Consider the following 18,005-nt stretch of genomic DNA (forward strand, 5'->3'; position numbering starts at 1 on the left):
CCAAATCATTGATATTTCTGGAGAAGGTGAAAAGTTTCTTAATGAGAAACATAAAAATAAGGAAGACTATTTTTCAATTTCTTGTAGCAATACTAACATAGAAGATTCCTATATAAAGTTGCCTTTGAAGTGAACTGGCCTATTTCCTAAATTTGTTCTAAATGAACAAATTAAGGCAGAAGCGGGAACAACATTTGAGATGATGACTCAAGTTGAACAAGCAGAAGGAAATTTTGGTAGTAGTGTGGAAGCTACTTTTAGCGGAGAAGGATTGAAATCTACTTTAACGGGTACTTGAAAGTCCATGGATCAAGAATATGTGACAACAGAAATAAAAGATGAATTAGTATTTGTTGCATTGCAGGGAAATAAATCAATATATCTTTTCCTTCCTCCAACTTCACAGGCAGACGTAATTTCTAGTTAATAAGAGAACTATTATCAAATACATCCTTCGGTGAGGCTTAGTCTTTTGGTTTTTTTAACTGGAGGATCTTGCTTTCCTCATTTGTTAAATGCTTTTTTCTCACTCTAAAACTCAACTCTTAATCCTCAACTCAACCAACAAGCAGTTCCTAAGGTTTCCAACATTTCAAGTTTCTCCCTCGCTCTGAAATAGCTAGAGTTCACGTACTACATGCTGAGCCTAAAGTTGAAATTAATGAAAGTTTTTAAATAAGTGAAGATCAAACGGCCTCTAAATGACTGAACTCCTTTTATGCATTTGTTTTCTTTGCTTTTGATAACGAAAGGAGAGAAGATAGAGAATTGTGGAGTAGTGAAAGATAAAGAACAAAAAGTTGATACAAAAACTAATACAGTTCCGTTAACCAAAGATAATTTTGAATTCAAAACTAAATTTGAAAGTAAAAGTTTTGTTAAACCAGAAATAAATGAATATTGAGTGACTAGTCTAATGGAAGATAATTCAAATTTTCTGATTTATGAGTGCATAAAGTTGATACTTTAGATTCAGAATTAAATGGTAAATTAATGTATTTGCAATACTAAAAATTTGAAATTAGATAAGAAAGAGGAATAATATGTTCTTCAATTTTGTGTAGATCGATGTACAATTTAAAATGCATTTTTTAGTCTTTAGCCATGAATATAAAGTTGTTTGTTGCAGTTGCGGCCTTAGGCGGAGGTTGTGTTGGTGTCCCTTTGTATCTTTTTTTACAAACAGGTAAACCTTCAGGAGCTGTTTCTCGGCCTAGTTTATCTTCCAATGTTTCTGTAACTAAAGTGACTCAAAGTGATACAAATATGGAGCAAAAAAGTATCGCAAGAGGAGAGTGTACAGTCATTGATCTTCCTCAGGAAATTCAAAGTTTTTTGGGAGATAAATATACAGGTCAAGGAGATTATGTGGCGACTTCTTGCACAAACACTAATGTGCGGAATGATTATACGCCTTTACCTGCAAATTGAATTGGTTGATTCCCGAGATTTATGTTTTCTGCGAGTTCTTCTACCACAAAAGATAGTAAGCTTGAAATAACTACTGAGACCAAAGTAGAAGATGGTGATAGTGGTAGTTATACGGAAATAAGTTTTATTGGATCTGGATTAATGCGTACATTTAAAGCAAAATTAGAAACAATTCCATCACAAAATTTAGACAAAGAAGTTAGCACTGCTAGTGTTTGAGGTCAAGGATATGGAAATAAGTTAGTGTATCTTTTTATGCCTAAAACAGTTGTAAGTGAAGATCAAAATTAAATTTCTGATTTTTTCTTAGTTTCAAACTAAAGTATTCAACAATTTTCTTAATTTAAAAATTCACAAATTTAGAGTTATTTCTTTTCTTTTTTAAACGCTAAACTTTTAAAACCTACTTTATTATTTATTATTAAAAATCCTTTAAAATCAGATTTTCTTAAAAACAAACAAATATTCATGATTTATTAGGAAAATTAAAAATTAATTGGTAATTTAGCTAAAGGTTTAAAAAATAAATATCAATGATTTTTGACGTTAGTTTAATTGCTAAATTTTCTTTAGCAATTGGATGCGGGCTTTCTATGCCTTTTTTAATTGGAAATCAATTAAGCTCAAAAATTAAAGAGTTTTCTTGAAATGAAAATATAACTCAAAAATCTCCTGTATTGGACTGCCGAAATGATAATTCTCATTATCAGGTTTATATTGGTCTTGAAAAAAACACAGAAAATGTTTCAAAAATCCCTACTTTAAAAATTGTTGATGTGAAAGCGGGAGAAACAGTTAATTGAACTAGACAAGAATGACAACTAAGAATTTTTGGATCTGGAAATGTTTCCCTAGAACAATTAGATGGAAGACACATGGGTAATTACGAGCCAGAGAAAGTTGAATGTAGTGAAAACAAATTTGAAGTTAAAAAATGAATGTTTGATAGTGATAACCATTGAGAAAGAGATATAACTAAAGTTCAACTAAAACTTAGTGAACAATGTAATGAAAAAGATGGAAAGAAAGAATGTGAAATTAAAATCGCAGAAGATCTTGGCTTGGGATGAAAAACAAATTTCAATCCAAAGACAATTATTACGGCTTCTTAATGAAGAGTTTTGTTATTTAGATTATTAATTGCGCTTTTTATTTAATAATTAAGAATTTTCTTAACTAAAGTTATCTTTAGAATGAAAATAAATTTTCAATTTAAGAATTGATTTATAAAAATTAAAAAGTTAAGTAAGAATATGTCTGTCGATGCACAACAAGACTTGTTATCTTGAAGTGAAATATGAGGAATTTGCGGGCATGATGTACCAAAGTTCATTAATGAACAAAATGAAGGGAAATGATGAAAAGAATTTATTGAAACAATTAAGCAAGAAGATGTTCAAGATAACTTATTTGAACACACAGATCTAAAGGTAAAAACAGAAGAAAAGTGGGATTGAAAGGAGGGAAATGGTTTCATGCTAGATACTGATATAAAAGGAGAAGGTCCCATTAAGGAGGCAAGCGAGATTGAAGAAAACTTTCAAATTACTTGATTTCACGACAAAAGAATTTTGTCTCGCTATTCAAAGGAAGAGCAAACAAAAATTATTCAAAGTTATGTCTCGAAGGGATTAATAAAACTGATGAAATATATTCTCAATTCTGTTCTTGTTTCAAATCCTCTTGTATCTTCTAAAGAAAATAAGGAAGATAAATTTTTACAAATTGTTTTTGGCTATAGTTATAAACCTAATAGCACAATAATTAGTGGTAATGAAGATGAACACATTCAAAAATTAAAAAACTTAATTGGAGCTTGTATTGAAAAATACACTCAGATAGCAGAACAAAAATGAAAAAATGTTTACTTATATGATTACGATGAAAGAAATATTTCTTTTGCGAATGAAATAATAGATTTAATAAAAATAGTTAGTTCTATAGAAACGGAAGAGCTGTTATCGAAAGATTTTGAAAAACAAAAAACTATATTAGACGCATTAGCTAATCCAGAAAATTTGTTGTTACTCTTGAATTTGGATGATTATGCTGAATTAAGTTGCAATTGTATGAGGTGGAATTATTTAAATAACTATTTTCAAGGAAGAATCTATCCTGTGCCATGTATGAAAAAAGGTTATGTTAGATTATTGGATAAAAGGGCTTTAAAAATTAGGATTTGCTACGAAAAGTTTGTTCACAAAAACATAGATTCAGATGCTGATTCATGTAAAGCAATATACAGCATTTACACTTCCATATTTCAAAATTTTGTCGGTTGCTTACTTATTCCAAAAAATCAGTTCTCTTCATAGATAGCTAAGCCCCTTTATTCACTTAATTAACTTTTAGTTTCATTCATTTTCATAGTGTTTTTTGAACTCCACAGATCTTCTAATGACTTCTTCTTGTAACTCTTCAATTATCTTTCCTTTCTTTTTTGTGTAACCATATTTAGCAAGTAATAAGGTTATTTCCATTCCTATTTGAGCCTTAATTGAACCTTTCTTTCATCAGTCAATTTGCCTGCTCTGTTCAATAACTAATTTTTTTATTTCTTTAGAGAGCTCAATTAACTTAGATTCAGGGTATTCTAGTGCAAATTGGTCTCTGGTTTCCAATAGTATTTCAAAGAATACAGTTTCTAATCTATTTAGTCCTAGATTCTTATAGGTCTCATTTGCTTGAATATATTCTTTTCCTAATTCAACAAGTTCATCTCTAATAACTTCAGCTTCTCTATCCACTTTTTGATTTCTTCTTAATATCTCTTCTTTAGTTAATGATTCTTTCCCTATTTTTTCAGTAACACTTTCAAGAGAGTTATATCTATCTTTAAGTCTTCTTAGTTTTTCTGAGAACTCTAATCCTTTTTTGCTGTTGATCTTTGTGAATTCTCTATTAGCTTCTTCTAGAGTAATAATCAATCTCTTATTGGCTTGATGTACATTTCCACTTTCAACTATTTTCTGTAGATCTTCTTCAGTTAAGAGTGAAACCTTAATAGCTCCTAAAAAAAGAATCTTAGGATCAGCAACTAAGAAAGCTTGTTCAAATAACTCTTCTATTCTTTTTCCTAGCTTGAGCGTATTTTCTCTATTTTCTTTTTTGTTTTGTTTCATATACACTGCATAAAGAGTGCAGAAGAAAGTAGATTGTTCCCTAACATATTCTGGAAGTAAATCGCTGGATGCGCACTTTACATACTCTCTCCTAAAAGCTAAAAATCTTTCTATAAATTTTTGCTCAAAACTACCTGTTTTACTTTCTATCCAATGAACTGCATCCCAAATGCATTGGAATCTTTCCTTGTGATCTTCTCCGAAAAATGGACTTTTATCGAAGCCATAAAACAACTCATTTAAAAGCTCTAATTTATCTTGAGTATTATTGACTATTTCATATATCTCACTTTGAGATCTAGTTAAATTCTGCTCTCCTCCATATTTTCTCCTAGCAGTCGCTAGAGCTTCATTGATAGGTAGATAGTGAACTATTAAGCCATAGTCTTTTTGGAGGAATTTTCTATTTACTCTAGAGATAGTTTGAATTAAGTTAGCGTCATGAAGGAATCTATCTAAATACATAGCGTCTAAACAGGGAACATCAAATCCTGTCAGTCATTTATCTTTCACAATAACTATCTTGAAGTTAGACTCTTCGTCCTTAAATTCTTTAGCTAACTTTCTTTGATGTGCCTCATCACCTAATAAGTCATAGAACTCTCTCTCATGCTCTTTTCCTTTTCTGGTCATAACCATATTTACCTTGGGAAAAAACTCTCTCTGAGAATCTTCTGTTTTCTCAAATCATTGAGGCCTTAATTCCTTAATTTGCTTGTACATCTCATATCCAATATTTCTACCATCTACTACTATCATTGCCTTTCCCTTGACAGTAGCCCCTTCTTGAACTCTTAGCTCATAGTGCTTAATAATGTCTTCAACAACCTTTGTAATTCTCCCAGGTAACTCTATTATTCTTCTCATTTGTAGTAACTTAGATTCATTTTGTTGTGCTTCTTCCAGAGAATCAAGTAATTTAGCCTTAACTTCATCTAGTTCTAAGGGAACTCTTCTCTCTTCAGTAATTAGCTCAACAGTGAAATTGTCATTTTTACTGTCTTCCATGCTGTATTGATCTACAATTTCTCCAAATACATCCATTGTTTCATCTTTTGGAGTCGCGGTAAATCCTACATAAGTTGCGTTCGGGAGGGAATCATGCACTCTCCTTGCGAATGGAACTGTAAATACTATCTTTTCTTCCTCTTCTCTATATTCTGCTCCTAGATTATGTTGTGATCTGTGTGCTTCATCAGAAATACAGATAATATTGCTTTTGTCAGAGAGTAACTCATTATTCTCTGAGAATTTCTGAATATTAGTTAAAAAGATAGCTCCAGAGGAAAATTTCTTAAATAAGTCTTTCAGCTCTTCTCTAGAACCAACTTTTTTGATATTGGTCTTTTTTGCTACCTGTAAGTAATTACTGTATTTTTCAAATAGTTGAGTTAATTGATCATTTAACTCACTTCTATCAGTTATTAGAAGAATTAATGGTCTTTTAAAAGTTTTGGATCTCATCAGTAATCTAGAGAGAAATAACATAATGTAACTCTTACCGCAACCAGTCGCGCCATGATATACTCCACCTTTTCCTTTGCCCTTAGGTCTTAAGTTCTTTTCAATATTCTTAAGTAACTTAGTGGCCGCGAAGAATTGTGGATATCTACATATAACCTTGTCTCTTGCGTTATTGTCTCTAAAGCAAATAAAGTCCTCTATTATCTTTACTAGTCTCTCCTTATTAAATAATCCCTTGATAGTTGTTTCTACTAATCTTTCTGCAGGGGGAACTAAATCATCTATTTTCTTCCATTCATAGAAATGATCAAAAGCTCCTCATGCAGAACCCAACTTCACATTTACTTCATCGCAAAGCACAACAAAAGAATTTCATTTAAATAAACAAGAAATCTCTTGAACATAAGTCTGTATTTGGTTATACGCTTGTTCTAGCCCGACTGCTTGATTACTAGGAGATTTGAGCTCTCAAACTACATAAGGTATTCCATTTATATAAATTACTAAGTCTACCCTTTGAGTTTCATATTCTTGAACAACTAGTTGATTAACAACTCTAAAGATATTGTTGCTTGGTTCCTCAAAATCTATTAACTTAAAGAGAAAAGATTCATTATCTGAATCTCTTGTGTATGTTTTCCCTTCTATTAATGTGTCTTGTATGAATTCCCTATTAATTTCATAAAGGCTCTTGTTTTCAAGTTGTAACTCATCTGCTATTACCCTGATGTCATGTGAAATTAATTGTGGGTGTTTCTTTTTTAGATAGTTTCCTAAGTCTTCTAATATAAATACCTCTCTGAGGCAATCTCTTTTGATATCTGAACCTATAGAGTAAAGATAACCTTGTTCTTGGAAAAGAGAGATTATTCTCTCTTCTAGCTCTGTTTCTTTAATTAAATCTGCCACAGAACTAATTATTTAAGGCCTTTATTTATGCCTCTAATGAAATTTATTTAAATGCTCTCATTAATTAAAAATATTCCTCTATATCTTTAAACCTAATTTCTTTTAATCAACTTACACATTTAAAGAAAATTATTAAAAACATAAATTGTCTCTATTTTTTAGAGATAAGAGCTTTTATCTTTTAAATATTTTTGGAATAACCGGTTGTGGAATATCTCTTGCACCTTCACTAATAGATTTTTCTAGCAGATCTTGAAAAGCGCTTAGGAGAAAGTATTACTATCCTAGATTTGTTCTTGGATCTGATGAATCTGGTCGTGAATTGAGTGTTGAAGCGACGCAATTGATTAATAGCTCGGGGGGGGACAAAGACTCTGTTTCTTTTAGTGATATAGTGATGAATTGAGGATATTACAGGTTACAGGCGTATGACTTTTTAATTTCTTGCGAAAAAAATGAATACTATGTTGCTAGGCATGTATGAGATAACTGATACAGATTAGAAAATGGGAAAAAACTTATTTTAACTAAAGAAATTTGCGGAGGAAAAGACAAGGATGGAGCCAAACCTATAAAGCTTGATTTCAAAAAGCAGTCAGGTAGCGGACAACTATCAAAGTTACAAATTATGGCAAACTCTTGTAGTTTTAAAAAGAACGGTTCTGGATTTGATGAGAAAGAAAAGTGGAATTGAAATATGGAATGTAAGGGAGATAAAGAAAATAATGGCACAGAATGCGTTACTCTATCGATAAATAAAAGTAATTACAAGTTAGAGTACAAAAGGGAGAAAAAGAATTCAGGAAGATAAATTCGTTTCTAAAATACTACTTTTAAAGCCAGCTAGAAACTAAAGTAACTTAAGTTTTGTGTTTTCAGCCTCTTGCCTTTAGTCAGGTGTTTTTTTTATATTTTTCTACTTGCGCCTTATAAGAATTCTTTTGGCCTTCAACACCTAATATAAAGTCATATTTAGGTGATCGTAAATCACCTCGTTCTTTACCCTCTATCTTACTTTGTCTCAGAGGAACTCAAAATGATTGTAGACCAACCTGACCTGATCCTTCAAGCAATCCCAATACATTGCCATCCTTGTCTACTATCATGCCTCCCGACGCTCCACCCGTCAACCTGTACCCTCAAGAATCGCTTTTCGTTATATAGTGACTTCCGGCTGGACTTCTTACTTTACCTTTTTCTCAAGAAACACTAAAAACTCTATTAGAATTAGCGAGTCCACGAATTCTCTTCTTATCTTTATCACTTACAAGATATTGTTCATCATCTGAAAGTCTTAAACCTCTGCCTGTATTTGGATTGAAAGTAGTGGTATATTGTCACTGCCCTCCTGCCCCAGCATATCCTAAATGATAGAAATCTTCCTCAGACTTATTCAACTCTTCTTCAGTATATTTTTCTGTCAAGGAAGGGGCAAAGAAATTTAAAGCTTCTGTAGATTCAATAGGATATTTAGTCGCAAAATCATTAGTCACTTGTCTAGCAATCTCTTCATTAGTAAATTCAATTTCGATAATTGCAAAATCCCTTTGTTGCTCGGCTTTAACATCTAATGAATCGTCTTCATTTAAGAAGTTGATTGGAGTATAGAACAGCTTAGGCTCTTTAATTTTCTTATTTAACAATAAACCTAAATCACTCTTATAGTTGAAATCGCTATCTTGTCTAATAATAGCAATGTCAAAATATCCTTGAAATCTATCAGACGAGCATCCTTTCATGCTCAATAAGCCAACTCCCGATCAATCAAATTGACGTCTATGACTAAGTGCTCTTAAGCTTTTGGTAGCTTCTGCGGAAACAGGCAAAATTTGTTCATAAGGATTTTCAACAAATCTTCACTTATTGACAACATGGGAGGCAGTGGCAAAATATCAGGTGGTTGGGTATTTTTCACCCGCCTTAGGAAGTTCGTAATCTAAAATCCAGCCAGTTCCAAAACTACATGGGAAGACTAATTTAAAGGTATAGTCATTTAAAACCTTATGAATTTTTTCTGCTTGTGCTATCCTTCTTTGTCTTTCCTTTTCTTCTAGTTCTGGATTTAGATTACTACTGGAATAAGTATCTTCAGAAAAGTGTGACGAAACTTGTATCTGCGAAGAAGTTTCAGTTTCAAAAGAACTTGAAGAATCTGTAGAGCCGGAGATTCCTGTGGGGGGGGCAACCTCAGTATTTACTTGTTGTAAAGAATCTTTTGTAAAACTATCTGTCGAAGTGATTGTTGCCTTTACTAATCCTACAATAGAACCAGTAACGGTAGAAAAAGGAATAAAAAATTTAGCTAAAGCCTTAACACCCATATTGCTTAACTATTTCAAAAATAAAAATAAATTAATTTTGTCTGACATTTTTAATTAAAAATTGTGTAATTAAAACTTTAATTTCCTTTTAGAGCTTTATGAGAAGTTTAACTCCCCAGAGAGTTTTTGTACTTATGCTGTCACCCCCTAGCCTTTAATCAAGTATTTTTTCCATAAGTGTCCACTTGCTTTCTATAAGAAGACTTTTGGTTAGGGGCTCCAAGTAACAAGTCATACTCAGGAGATTTAATAGATTCTTCTCCTCTTCTTTCTTTACCTCTTAAAGGAATTACTGATGATCCATTGTTCCCCCCCTCCTCCATGTATTCCAAGTAAGTCACCATTTTTATCTACAAAGAGACTACCAGAAGCTCCACCTTCCAGTCTATATTTTTGATTAATTCCCAATAGGTGGAAATGTCCTATATCAGTTCTTCTTTTTCCATTTCAAGTTACCTTGTAAAGTCCTTTATTGGCATTTCCAAAACCTCTAATCTTCTTTTGTTCTGGAGAGTAATGTAAATCTCAATGCTTATTTAGCAATTTATATGATTCACCTTTTTCCTCATCTCAAGATTTCGACTGGCTGTACTTACCTTTTTTACCTTTTGGATAACCTAGTTCAAAGAAATTCTCATCTAGTTTTTGAATTGTTTCTGTATCGTACTTTTCATCTAATGGTTTCGCAAATACATTTATAGCATCTGTGGTATCAACATTGTATTTTCCAGCAAAGTTATTTGTTACTTGTTTTGCATATTCTGGGTCTTTGAACTTAATTTCTAATACTGCAAAGTCTTTGTAGTTATTTTCTTCGATACCTAACTCTGGGTTTTTATCAAATAAATCAAAAGCTGCGTAGAATAGCTTAGGTTCTTCTATTCTTTTATTAAGTCATCCACCATACTCACCCTTTAATTCTGCTCCATTTGAAGCTTTCACAATATTTAAGTCTGAATAACCATATCTATTGGATATATCGCAAGTGGTGGTTCCGTGATCCCACATAGACAATCTTGCATATCAAGGAAGATAGTAATGGGTTCTATGGGCTAATCGTCTTCTCAACATCTTTGTTTCTTCAAGAGGAGAAGAAAGTTCTTGTTCATAAGGATTTTCAGCGAACTTATATCCATTTATTACGTGAGCTGCAGTTGCAATATACCAAACTGTTGGGTATTTGTCTTTTCCTTCAGGAATCTCATAGTCTAATATTCAACCAGTCCCTACACCACAAGATCAAAAGATTCTGAAAGAATAGTCATCAAGCTTTTCAAATACTTTATCTGCTATCTCCTTATCGAATCTCTTTGTATCTATTGAATCTAAGTTATGGTTTTCTTCTTCTTGTGATACCGTTTCTAATGTAGGTACGGAATCAAAGGTTTCAAAGGTTGGGAAGTTGTGTTTACTTTCTTCGCTGGAAACAAACTCAGAAATAAAAGCATGTTCAGGAACATTTGGATTTCATAGCTTATAGGTACCAAGAACAACAGACGCAGGAACTATTGGAAAAGCTAATGCTAACTTGTTAATGGCCATTATTTAAGTGACAAATACCCTTCCAGTCAAGAGAAACTCACCTTTGGAACTAAATTTTATTGGCTATTTGAAGTTTCGTTAACATTGACCTTCAAAAGCAAACATTTTTTATGTTGCGAAACTAAAGAATACCTAAAGCTATTTGAAACATTTGTTCTAAAGTATTCACTTTCTTTGCATCTGAAATCTCTTCTCCAGTGATTAAGCTGTCTACAACTGTCAAAACAGATGTGGCTTTTTTACCAGTCTTAATTGCATTGGCGAAAAGAGCATAGTTTTCCATTTCAATACAGTCTGCATTAGAAATTTCAATAATTTGTTCAGCAGTTCTCCCTGATCAAAGTACTTCAGTAGTAAAGCATCTGGCTTTTCTTAAAGCAATGCCTTGTTTTTCGGCAGATTTTTCTAATTTTTCAATAAGACCATCATCGGCTTTAATTACTTTCTCATCACTTCCATTAATGATTTTGTGATATGTTGTCGACTCAGCATATGCTTCATCAACCACAATAACATCCAATAGTTTCATATCGGGCCTAAGAGCTCCCGCAGTTCCTACCCTAATAATTACTTCAACATCACAAAACTTAAATAATTCATAAGAATAAATACCCATAGAGGGAATTCCTATACCTGAAGCCATAATGCTTACAGGCTTGCCTTTATAGGTGCCGGTGTAAACAGTTATTCCCCGAACAGAAAAAACTTCTTTAGCATTTTCTAGGAATTTATCTGTTGCCCACTTGGCCCTTAGAGGATCTCCGGGCATTAAGACAACTTTGGCAATTTTATCTTTATATGTGCTAATGTCTGGGGTTGAGGCTGAAGACATAAGTTATTAACAAGAATCTTTTCTTAAATATTTTTTAGTTATTTGTGTTTAAGTGTTTTTGCTTAATTCAGCTGAAACATAAACACTATAGAAATTTATCTCTGAGATTAGTTTTTGTTAATTATTAAAGATTTCATATGTTTTCTTCTTAGAATTTGAGATTCTTAAGTATTTCTTGTAATTCAGATTTTGCCTTTGTTTCTTCTATAAACAGTTCATTTAATTTATTGGTTAGTGTCTTAAGTTCTTCCTCTCAATTAGTATTTATTCCTTTAGTTTCATCAACCGGTATGTATTTGGCTGGGGAAAGATTATATTCTTGCTCTCGAATATCTTCTAAGGTTTTGCTTGAACAAAGTTCTACTTGATCTTGATAAAGAGTTTCTTTTTCAGTAGATCTTCAAGAGTGAAAAATATCTTTGATTTTTTGTATATCCTCAACACTCAACTCTATTAAGTTTTTCTCTTCTTTCGAAGGAGAGCCCATATTTCTTAAGTCCATAAACAGAACTTCATTAGTTCTGTCTCTTAATGATCTTGTCCTTCCCTTTATCTCTACTGTTTTTGCTGACTTATCTCTATTCATAATTCAGAGAGTAACTGAAATTCCCGTATTAAAGAATGTTTTTGAAGGTAGCAAAATAATTGCCTCAATTAGGTCATTCTCAATTAATTGTTGTCTGATGGCTTTTTCCTTTTTATCGTCAGATGAAACAGCAATGTTTGAAAGTAAAAATGCTGCAATTCCATCATTAGATAAGTGATACAACATGTGAAGAATTCATGCATAATTTGCATTTGAAGTTGGAGGGACTTCATAACCTTGTCATCTCACATCTTCCAACAAACTATCTGCACTCCTTCAACCTCTTTGGTTGAAAGGGGGATTGGCTAATATAAATTTGGCCTTTAAATCTTTGTGTTGATCGTCTGTGAAGGTATTTTCCGGTTTCCCTAAATTAGTAATTTCTATTCCCCTAATAGCTAAATTTATCTTGGCCAGACCATATGTAAGTCTTTGCTTTTCTTGACCATAAATACTTATATTGAAGTCTCCTTGGTTGGCTTTAACAAACTCTGCTGAATGAACAAACATTCCTCCAGAGCCACAACAAGGATCATATACCTTTCCTTTATACGGTTCAACTAGCTCAACCATTAACTTAACAATGCAAGGTGGGGTATAGAATTCTCCTTCTTTGTTTTTGCCCCCACTCTTTTCTACTAGGGCATATTTATGCAAAAAGAATTGATATATCCTTCCAAATATATCTGTGTCTTGTTTAACTTCTGTGATTTTGCTTTCAATATTGTCTACAAGAGTTCTAAGATTCTTGGGCTTTAAGTTAATTCTTTGAAAGAAACCCTTTTCTATTACACCACCAAATTTTTTGGGATGTAATTGCTCAATAGCGGAAAAGGCTTCATCCAAGCAATAAGAGAGATTAGAGTTGTAACTTCTCTCTAGTATGTCATTCCATCTGGCTTCTTTCGGGAGATAGCAAATGTGTTTACTTTCGTAGAAATTAGACATATCAACATATTCTTCACCATACTCTTCTAGTATTTCCTTTCTTCTTTCTGAGAACTTATCATTTGCATACTTCAAGAAAAATAAATTAAGAACAACAAATTTATAATCGTGAACTTCTATTGAATCCCCTTTTAAGGCTGAAGTAATATCTCAAAGCTCTTCAAGAAAAGTTTTGGATTTAATCTTTTTCTCTTTAGCCATTATCTCTTAATTAAAAGTTATTGTCAGAACTCAAATGGCTAGATCTTGTATTGTTTTCACTTTTCCATTAGATTTAGCAGAAAATCTTTAGCTTTTTGAATGACACTGTAGTGTTCTTTATTGAAATAAGATAGAGGGGGTAACACACTTCTTAATCATCCTCCTTGCAAAACTTTATCTCTATCTTCTTTATTTAATACTTCTTTAATGTCTTCTCTCTTCTCAGCTTTAAAGTTGTTTTCTTTAATCCCGTCATCAAGTTCCTCATCTTTCTTTTGTTCTATATAGGTAGATCATTCTTGATCTATAGCTGTTGAGTCATTGTTTTCTCTTTTCTTTCATCTATCAATGAACTCTCCGATTAGAGGGGCACATTCTCTCATTTTCGTGTTACTAATAACTTTCTTCATAATCTTTTCTTTTTCCTCTCCTTTAACAATGAGTCTCAAGATGTAGTTAATATCTACATCCTCAGATCTAATTAATTCAAGTGCAAAATTATCAATCTCTGTTTTGACTTTTCCAGTTACAGTAACAGTAGGTTGAGTTCTAATTTTTTCTATCGTTGCTAAGCTCTCGAGATATTTAGCGTGGTAATTTTCCTTTTCTTCTTCAGTCAATAATTCTTTGTCTTTATATTCGGAATAACAAGACAATTTTTTGTGTATCTTTAAAGCTTCGTTGTATTGCTTTACAAAGTCTTCTGCATTCTCTTCACTAATACTTATTTGTTCATCTGGGTAATTTTGCATAAATTCCTCTATGATCTCCTTTCCTTCCGCATACAATTCTTCGAAATCTTTCTCAAGCAACAAGTGATGAGATTGCTTGAATTTGACCTCTCCACCAACATAGATTCTTAAAGCCTCATCTCTTTTAGCTCTAAGCGGAACAAAAGCAACAATATTTCCCTTATCTTTTAATTCACTGTGTATTCTGTTAGTTCTAGAAAATATCTGAATTAACTCGTGCAATTCTTTAATGTTCTTGTCAATTCAAAGAGTATTTAAAGCTGCTGAGTCAAATCCAGTCAAAAACATATCAACCACAATTAATATGTCTATCTTGACTTCTCTAAGTTTTTTAGTTAAGTCTTCTCTTCAGCTTTCATAACTTTTCCTTAGTTCATATCTCAAATCAAAGTCTGTTCCAAAGGTTTTGTTGTAGTCTTCAATTATTCTTGACAAGGCATCCACATTCCCTTGACTGTTTTTTTCTTCTTCAGAACTAATGGAGAATATAGCTGACATAGTTAAGTGGTCTCCTATCTTTTCCTTAAATATCTCATAATATTCCAGTAAATCCTTAATTGAGTCAGTTACAAAAAGAGAGTTGAAATATTTCTTAAAGGCAGATCCTTTTGTTTTTCTCTCAAAATTCTCTAAAACTCAGTCAACTATCTTACTCTTTCTAAGTCTCCTGTTTTGAGGATCATCAAGCTCTAATTCATAGTTCTCTACATTCTTAAAACCAGCTTCATCATATCTTCAAGAAAGTACATTATTGTCTTGCAAGGCATCTAAAAGAGTATAGGTACTTAAACATTCAGTAAAGTATTTGTTTGTTCCCTTTGCATTCTTCTCCTTTTTTTCATCTTCTTCCTTATCTTCTTTTTTTCCAAATATAGGGGTTCCACTTACTCCGAAGATAAAACTTCTCTTAAATCTGTTTTCTGTAATTCTTCTCATATGTCCCATTTCTCCATCACTACCTTGAGATCTATGGCATTCATCAAAGATAAAAACTACTCTTTCTTTGAGTACAGGAAGCTCTAAGAAATTTTCCCATCTACATGCTTTATTTAGCTTTTGAAAGGTAGTGGTTATTGCTTTACAACTGGGATCTTTTAGTTTTTGGACTAGCTCAGAGGTTTTGAAGGTTGCAGTATTGTCATCATCTCCAAACTTGTGAAACTCTCTCTGTGTTTGTGAATCTAATACTTTTCTGTCTACTACAAAAAGAACTTTGGAAATACCTTCAACCTTGGAAATTAACTCTCTAGCTTTGTAGGAAGTTAAAGTCTTACCACTCCCCGTTGCGTGTCAGATATATCCTCTCGATTCCGGATTTCCCTCTAATTTTTCTGCTATCCCCCTTTTTACTCTGTTAACCATAGCCTCAACTGCACTTATTTGATAGGGCCTCATGACTATTAACTTTTTGTCTGTAGTGAATACGCAATATTTAGTCAAGATATTTAGTAAGGTGTTTTTTTCAAAAAAATGTTTTGTGAAGTCAAAGAGATTTTCAATCCTATTGTTCTTGCTGTCAGTCCAATAACTTGTTAGTCTGAAATTGGCATTTTCTTGCCTATCACCTCTAGATCTCTTAACCCAAGCCAAGTTAGAAGTGTTAGAGAAATACTTAGTTTCTGAGCGATTGGAAATGACAAATAACTGAACAAATCAAAAAAGTTTGAAGTAACCAGAGAGATACTCATATCTGTCATATCTTTCTAACCTCCTGAAACTGGATTCAAGTCTTTCTCATGTTTCTTTAAGTTCTAGAAATACTGTAGGTATTCCATTAACTAGAATAACTAGATCTCTTCTCTCTTTTGAAGGCTTAAAAACTTGTAAGTAATTTCTATGTATGTTTTCTTTGTCTATTAAGTGGATGTTTGATCATTTGTCATCTTTTTGGCTTAAGTTCTTTACATAGTCTTTTTGAATTGTGTGAGTTGCCTCTTCAATGGTTTTTCTCTCAAAATACTCTTGAAAAAATCAATTTCATTCAGCATCAGAGAACCTAAATTCTCTGGATTGTTTTAAGCTATTTAGTTTTTCTAGTTGGGATCTAAGATTCTCTCTTAAGTGTTCTTCATCTTGAATATCTATGTATTCATAACCTTGTTGTTGAAGAAGATGAATTAATTCTTTTTCTATCTCTCTATTGGTCTTAAAATGTTCTTTTTCATCAGAAAAAGGGGGCTCGTATTGCAGGGGGACTGTGTTATCCCCCATGGGCTATTCCTTCTTCTTCTCTTTTTAATTCTGCTTCTATCTCTCTAATAACTTTCTGTAGCTCCACTTTTAATCTTTCAATCTCCCGTTCTGCTAATTCCATCTCTCTATTAAGTTCGTCTATGTCTATTTCTTCCTCTTTCTCTTCAGCAAAAACATATCTGTTAATTGCTAGGTTGTAGTCTTGTTCCTTAATTTCTTCATAGCTGACTGACCTTGAAAAGAAAGGAATTACCTTTCTTGAATAATAGGTGTCAAGAATCTTTTGAATATTTTCTTTGGCTAATCTGTTTTTAGTTTTGGCTTTTTCAAATTCTTTGCTGGCATCAATGAAAAAAATATCTGTATTAGGCCTTCCTTTCTTTAATACCAAAATACAAGTGGCGATGTTAGTTCCGAAAAACAAATTATCTGGTAGAGCAATTATAGAGTCAACATAATTACTTTCTATTAAGTACTTTCTGATTTTTTCTTCAGCCCCCTTACGATAAAACACACCAGGAAATAGAACAATTGCCGCAACTCCACCTTGATTCTTTAGGCAATAACAGGAATGCATTACAAAAGCAAGATCAGACCTATTCTTCGGGGCTAAAGCGCCTGCCGGGGAATATCTTGGGTCAGATTTGATTTCTGCAACTTCATGTCCTTTTCAAACAGAAGAATAGGGAGGATTAGACACTATTGCATCAATTTCACAGTGTTCTTTAGAAAGTGGAGATAATAAAGTGTCTCCAAAAGCAATATCGAAATCGTTGTAATTTACATTTCTTAAAAACATATTCATGAATGCTAGCTTGTGAGTAGTGTCATTAATTTCTTGCCCATATATCTTGCTTAAACTGCCTCCTTTTTCTTTAACTGCAGATAAGAATTTAAGCAGTAAAGAGCCAGATCCGCAGGCTGGGTCATAAACCTTTTCTATCTTTGTTCTATTGTCCAGAGCCAGCTTAGCAAGTAACTCAGATACTTCTGAAGGGGTAAAGAATTCTCCACCACTCTTCCCAGCACTTTGTGCGTACATTCCTATTAAGTATTCATATGCAGCTCCAAAAGAATCAATGTATACTCCCTCTCCACAAAGTTCTTGTTTAATCTTGTTAATTCCTTTGAGTATCTCTAGAATTCTTTTGTTCTTAATTTCTAAAGTTTTTCCTAGTTTCTCGCTACTATTTAGCTGAATAACTGAGAATAGACTGGAAAAGTATTCAAAACTCTTACAACCTCTGGCTGATTCAGAAATATTGTCAAAAGCTCTTTTTAGTCTTTCTTGAATTCCATCTGCATGAGATGATTTCTCAGCCTCTTTTAAAACATTCTCAAATAAATCACTGGGTAAGATGAAATATCCTTTTTCTTGCTTGAGAGACTCCTTCATTTCATCCAATACGTCTTCATCTGACAAATCAGCATAGTCAAAGTTTGAATCGCTTTGTCTTTCGTTTTCATTAATGTCACTTTTCAGTCTCTCAGAAATATATTTGTAGAACATAAAACCCAGAACATATTCTTTAAAGTCTCACCCATCCACCATATTTCTAAGACCATCTGCTATCTTTCAAATGCTTTTAGCAATATTCTCTCTTAATTCCAATTCAGTCATTAGTTAATTAGTTTTTCTCTGTAGTATCTAGATTGTTGTTTAAGTAAAAGAATTTCTTTAGGCAAGCCTTTAGAAATATTTTC

13 protein-coding genes are annotated in these 18,005 nt (G+C 32.6%); 6 read left to right on the forward strand and 7 right to left on the reverse strand.

Annotated features, from left to right (window positions below; all coding sequences use genetic code 4):
• From DNK47_RS03480 to DNK47_RS02200, 5 genes are all read left to right on the forward strand, one after another.
• On the forward strand, positions 1 to 427 hold a 427-nt coding region (locus tag DNK47_RS03480; protein WP_181454155.1), incomplete at its 5' end, for a hypothetical protein.
• Positions 428 to 679: 252 nt separating this feature from the next.
• Positions 680 to 970 carry a hypothetical protein gene (locus DNK47_RS02185; protein ID WP_112665539.1) on the forward strand — a complete coding sequence of 97 codons (291 nt, stop codon included), beginning with the start codon at positions 680 to 682 and terminating at the stop codon, positions 968 to 970.
• 134 nt (positions 971 to 1,104) lie between these two features.
• Complete coding sequence (locus DNK47_RS02190) at positions 1,105 to 1,722, forward strand: hypothetical protein (RefSeq protein ID WP_112665541.1); 618 nt, start codon at positions 1,105 to 1,107, stop codon at positions 1,720 to 1,722.
• A 242-nt stretch (positions 1,723 to 1,964) separates the two neighbouring features.
• A complete protein-coding gene (locus tag DNK47_RS02195; protein WP_112665543.1) occupies positions 1,965 to 2,543 on the forward strand; it encodes a hypothetical protein in 579 nt (192 codons plus the stop codon).
• Positions 2,544 to 2,684: 141 nt separating this feature from the next.
• Positions 2,685 to 3,746 (forward strand): hypothetical protein, encoded by a 1,062-nt coding sequence (locus DNK47_RS02200; protein ID WP_146737524.1) that lies wholly within the window; start codon positions 2,685 to 2,687, stop codon positions 3,744 to 3,746.
• 33 nt (positions 3,747 to 3,779) lie between these two features.
• On the opposite strand, the gene DNK47_RS02205 is transcribed toward DNK47_RS02200, so the two are convergent.
• Complete coding sequence (locus tag DNK47_RS02205; protein WP_112665547.1) at positions 3,780 to 6,926, reverse strand: type I restriction endonuclease subunit R; 3,147 nt, start codon at positions 6,924 to 6,926, stop codon at positions 3,780 to 3,782.
• A gap of 145 nt (positions 6,927 to 7,071) precedes the next feature.
• Here DNK47_RS02205 and DNK47_RS02210 point away from each other — a divergent pair, with 145 nt between their 5' ends.
• Entirely contained in the window at positions 7,072 to 7,737 is a 666-nt protein-coding gene (locus tag DNK47_RS02210; RefSeq protein ID WP_112665549.1) for a hypothetical protein, read from the forward strand.
• A 49-nt stretch (positions 7,738 to 7,786) separates the two neighbouring features.
• Here the strand turns inward: DNK47_RS02210 and DNK47_RS02215 are convergent, their stop codons facing one another.
• From DNK47_RS02215 to DNK47_RS02245, 6 genes are all read right to left on the reverse strand, one after another.
• Positions 7,787 to 9,247 carry an MIP family Ig-specific serine endopeptidase gene (locus DNK47_RS02215; RefSeq protein WP_112665551.1) on the reverse strand — a complete coding sequence of 487 codons (1,461 nt, stop codon included), beginning with the start codon at positions 9,245 to 9,247 and terminating at the stop codon, positions 7,787 to 7,789.
• A 273-nt stretch (positions 9,248 to 9,520) separates the two neighbouring features.
• Positions 9,521 to 10,789, reverse strand: a complete 1,269-nt coding sequence (locus tag DNK47_RS02225; RefSeq protein WP_112665555.1) for a DUF31 family putative serine protease — start codon at positions 10,787 to 10,789, stop codon at positions 9,521 to 9,523.
• 121 nt (positions 10,790 to 10,910) lie between these two features.
• Positions 10,911 to 11,621, reverse strand: a complete 711-nt coding sequence (locus DNK47_RS02230) for a purine-nucleoside phosphorylase (protein ID WP_112665557.1) — start codon at positions 11,619 to 11,621, stop codon at positions 10,911 to 10,913.
• A gap of 148 nt (positions 11,622 to 11,769) precedes the next feature.
• Positions 11,770 to 13,356 carry a type I restriction-modification system subunit M gene (locus DNK47_RS02235; protein ID WP_112665559.1) on the reverse strand — a complete coding sequence of 529 codons (1,587 nt, stop codon included), beginning with the start codon at positions 13,354 to 13,356 and terminating at the stop codon, positions 11,770 to 11,772.
• Positions 13,357 to 13,394: 38 nt separating this feature from the next.
• The gene (locus tag DNK47_RS02240) at positions 13,395 to 16,319 is read right to left on the reverse strand and encodes a type I restriction endonuclease subunit R (protein WP_112665561.1); all 2,925 of its coding nucleotides are present in this window, start codon (positions 16,317 to 16,319) and stop codon (positions 13,395 to 13,397) included.
• Entirely contained in the window at positions 16,309 to 17,922 is a 1,614-nt protein-coding gene (locus DNK47_RS02245; protein WP_112665563.1) for a type I restriction-modification system subunit M, read from the reverse strand. The genes DNK47_RS02240 and DNK47_RS02245 overlap by 11 nt, the downstream gene beginning before the upstream one ends.
• Positions 17,923 to 18,005: the final 83 nt, after the last annotated feature.

The sequence above is a fragment of the Mycoplasma wenyonii genome, from assembly GCF_003265155.1.
GTDB classification, from domain to species: domain Bacteria; phylum Bacillota_I; class Bacilli_A; order Mycoplasmatales; family Mycoplasmoidaceae; genus Eperythrozoon_A; species Eperythrozoon_A wenyonii_C.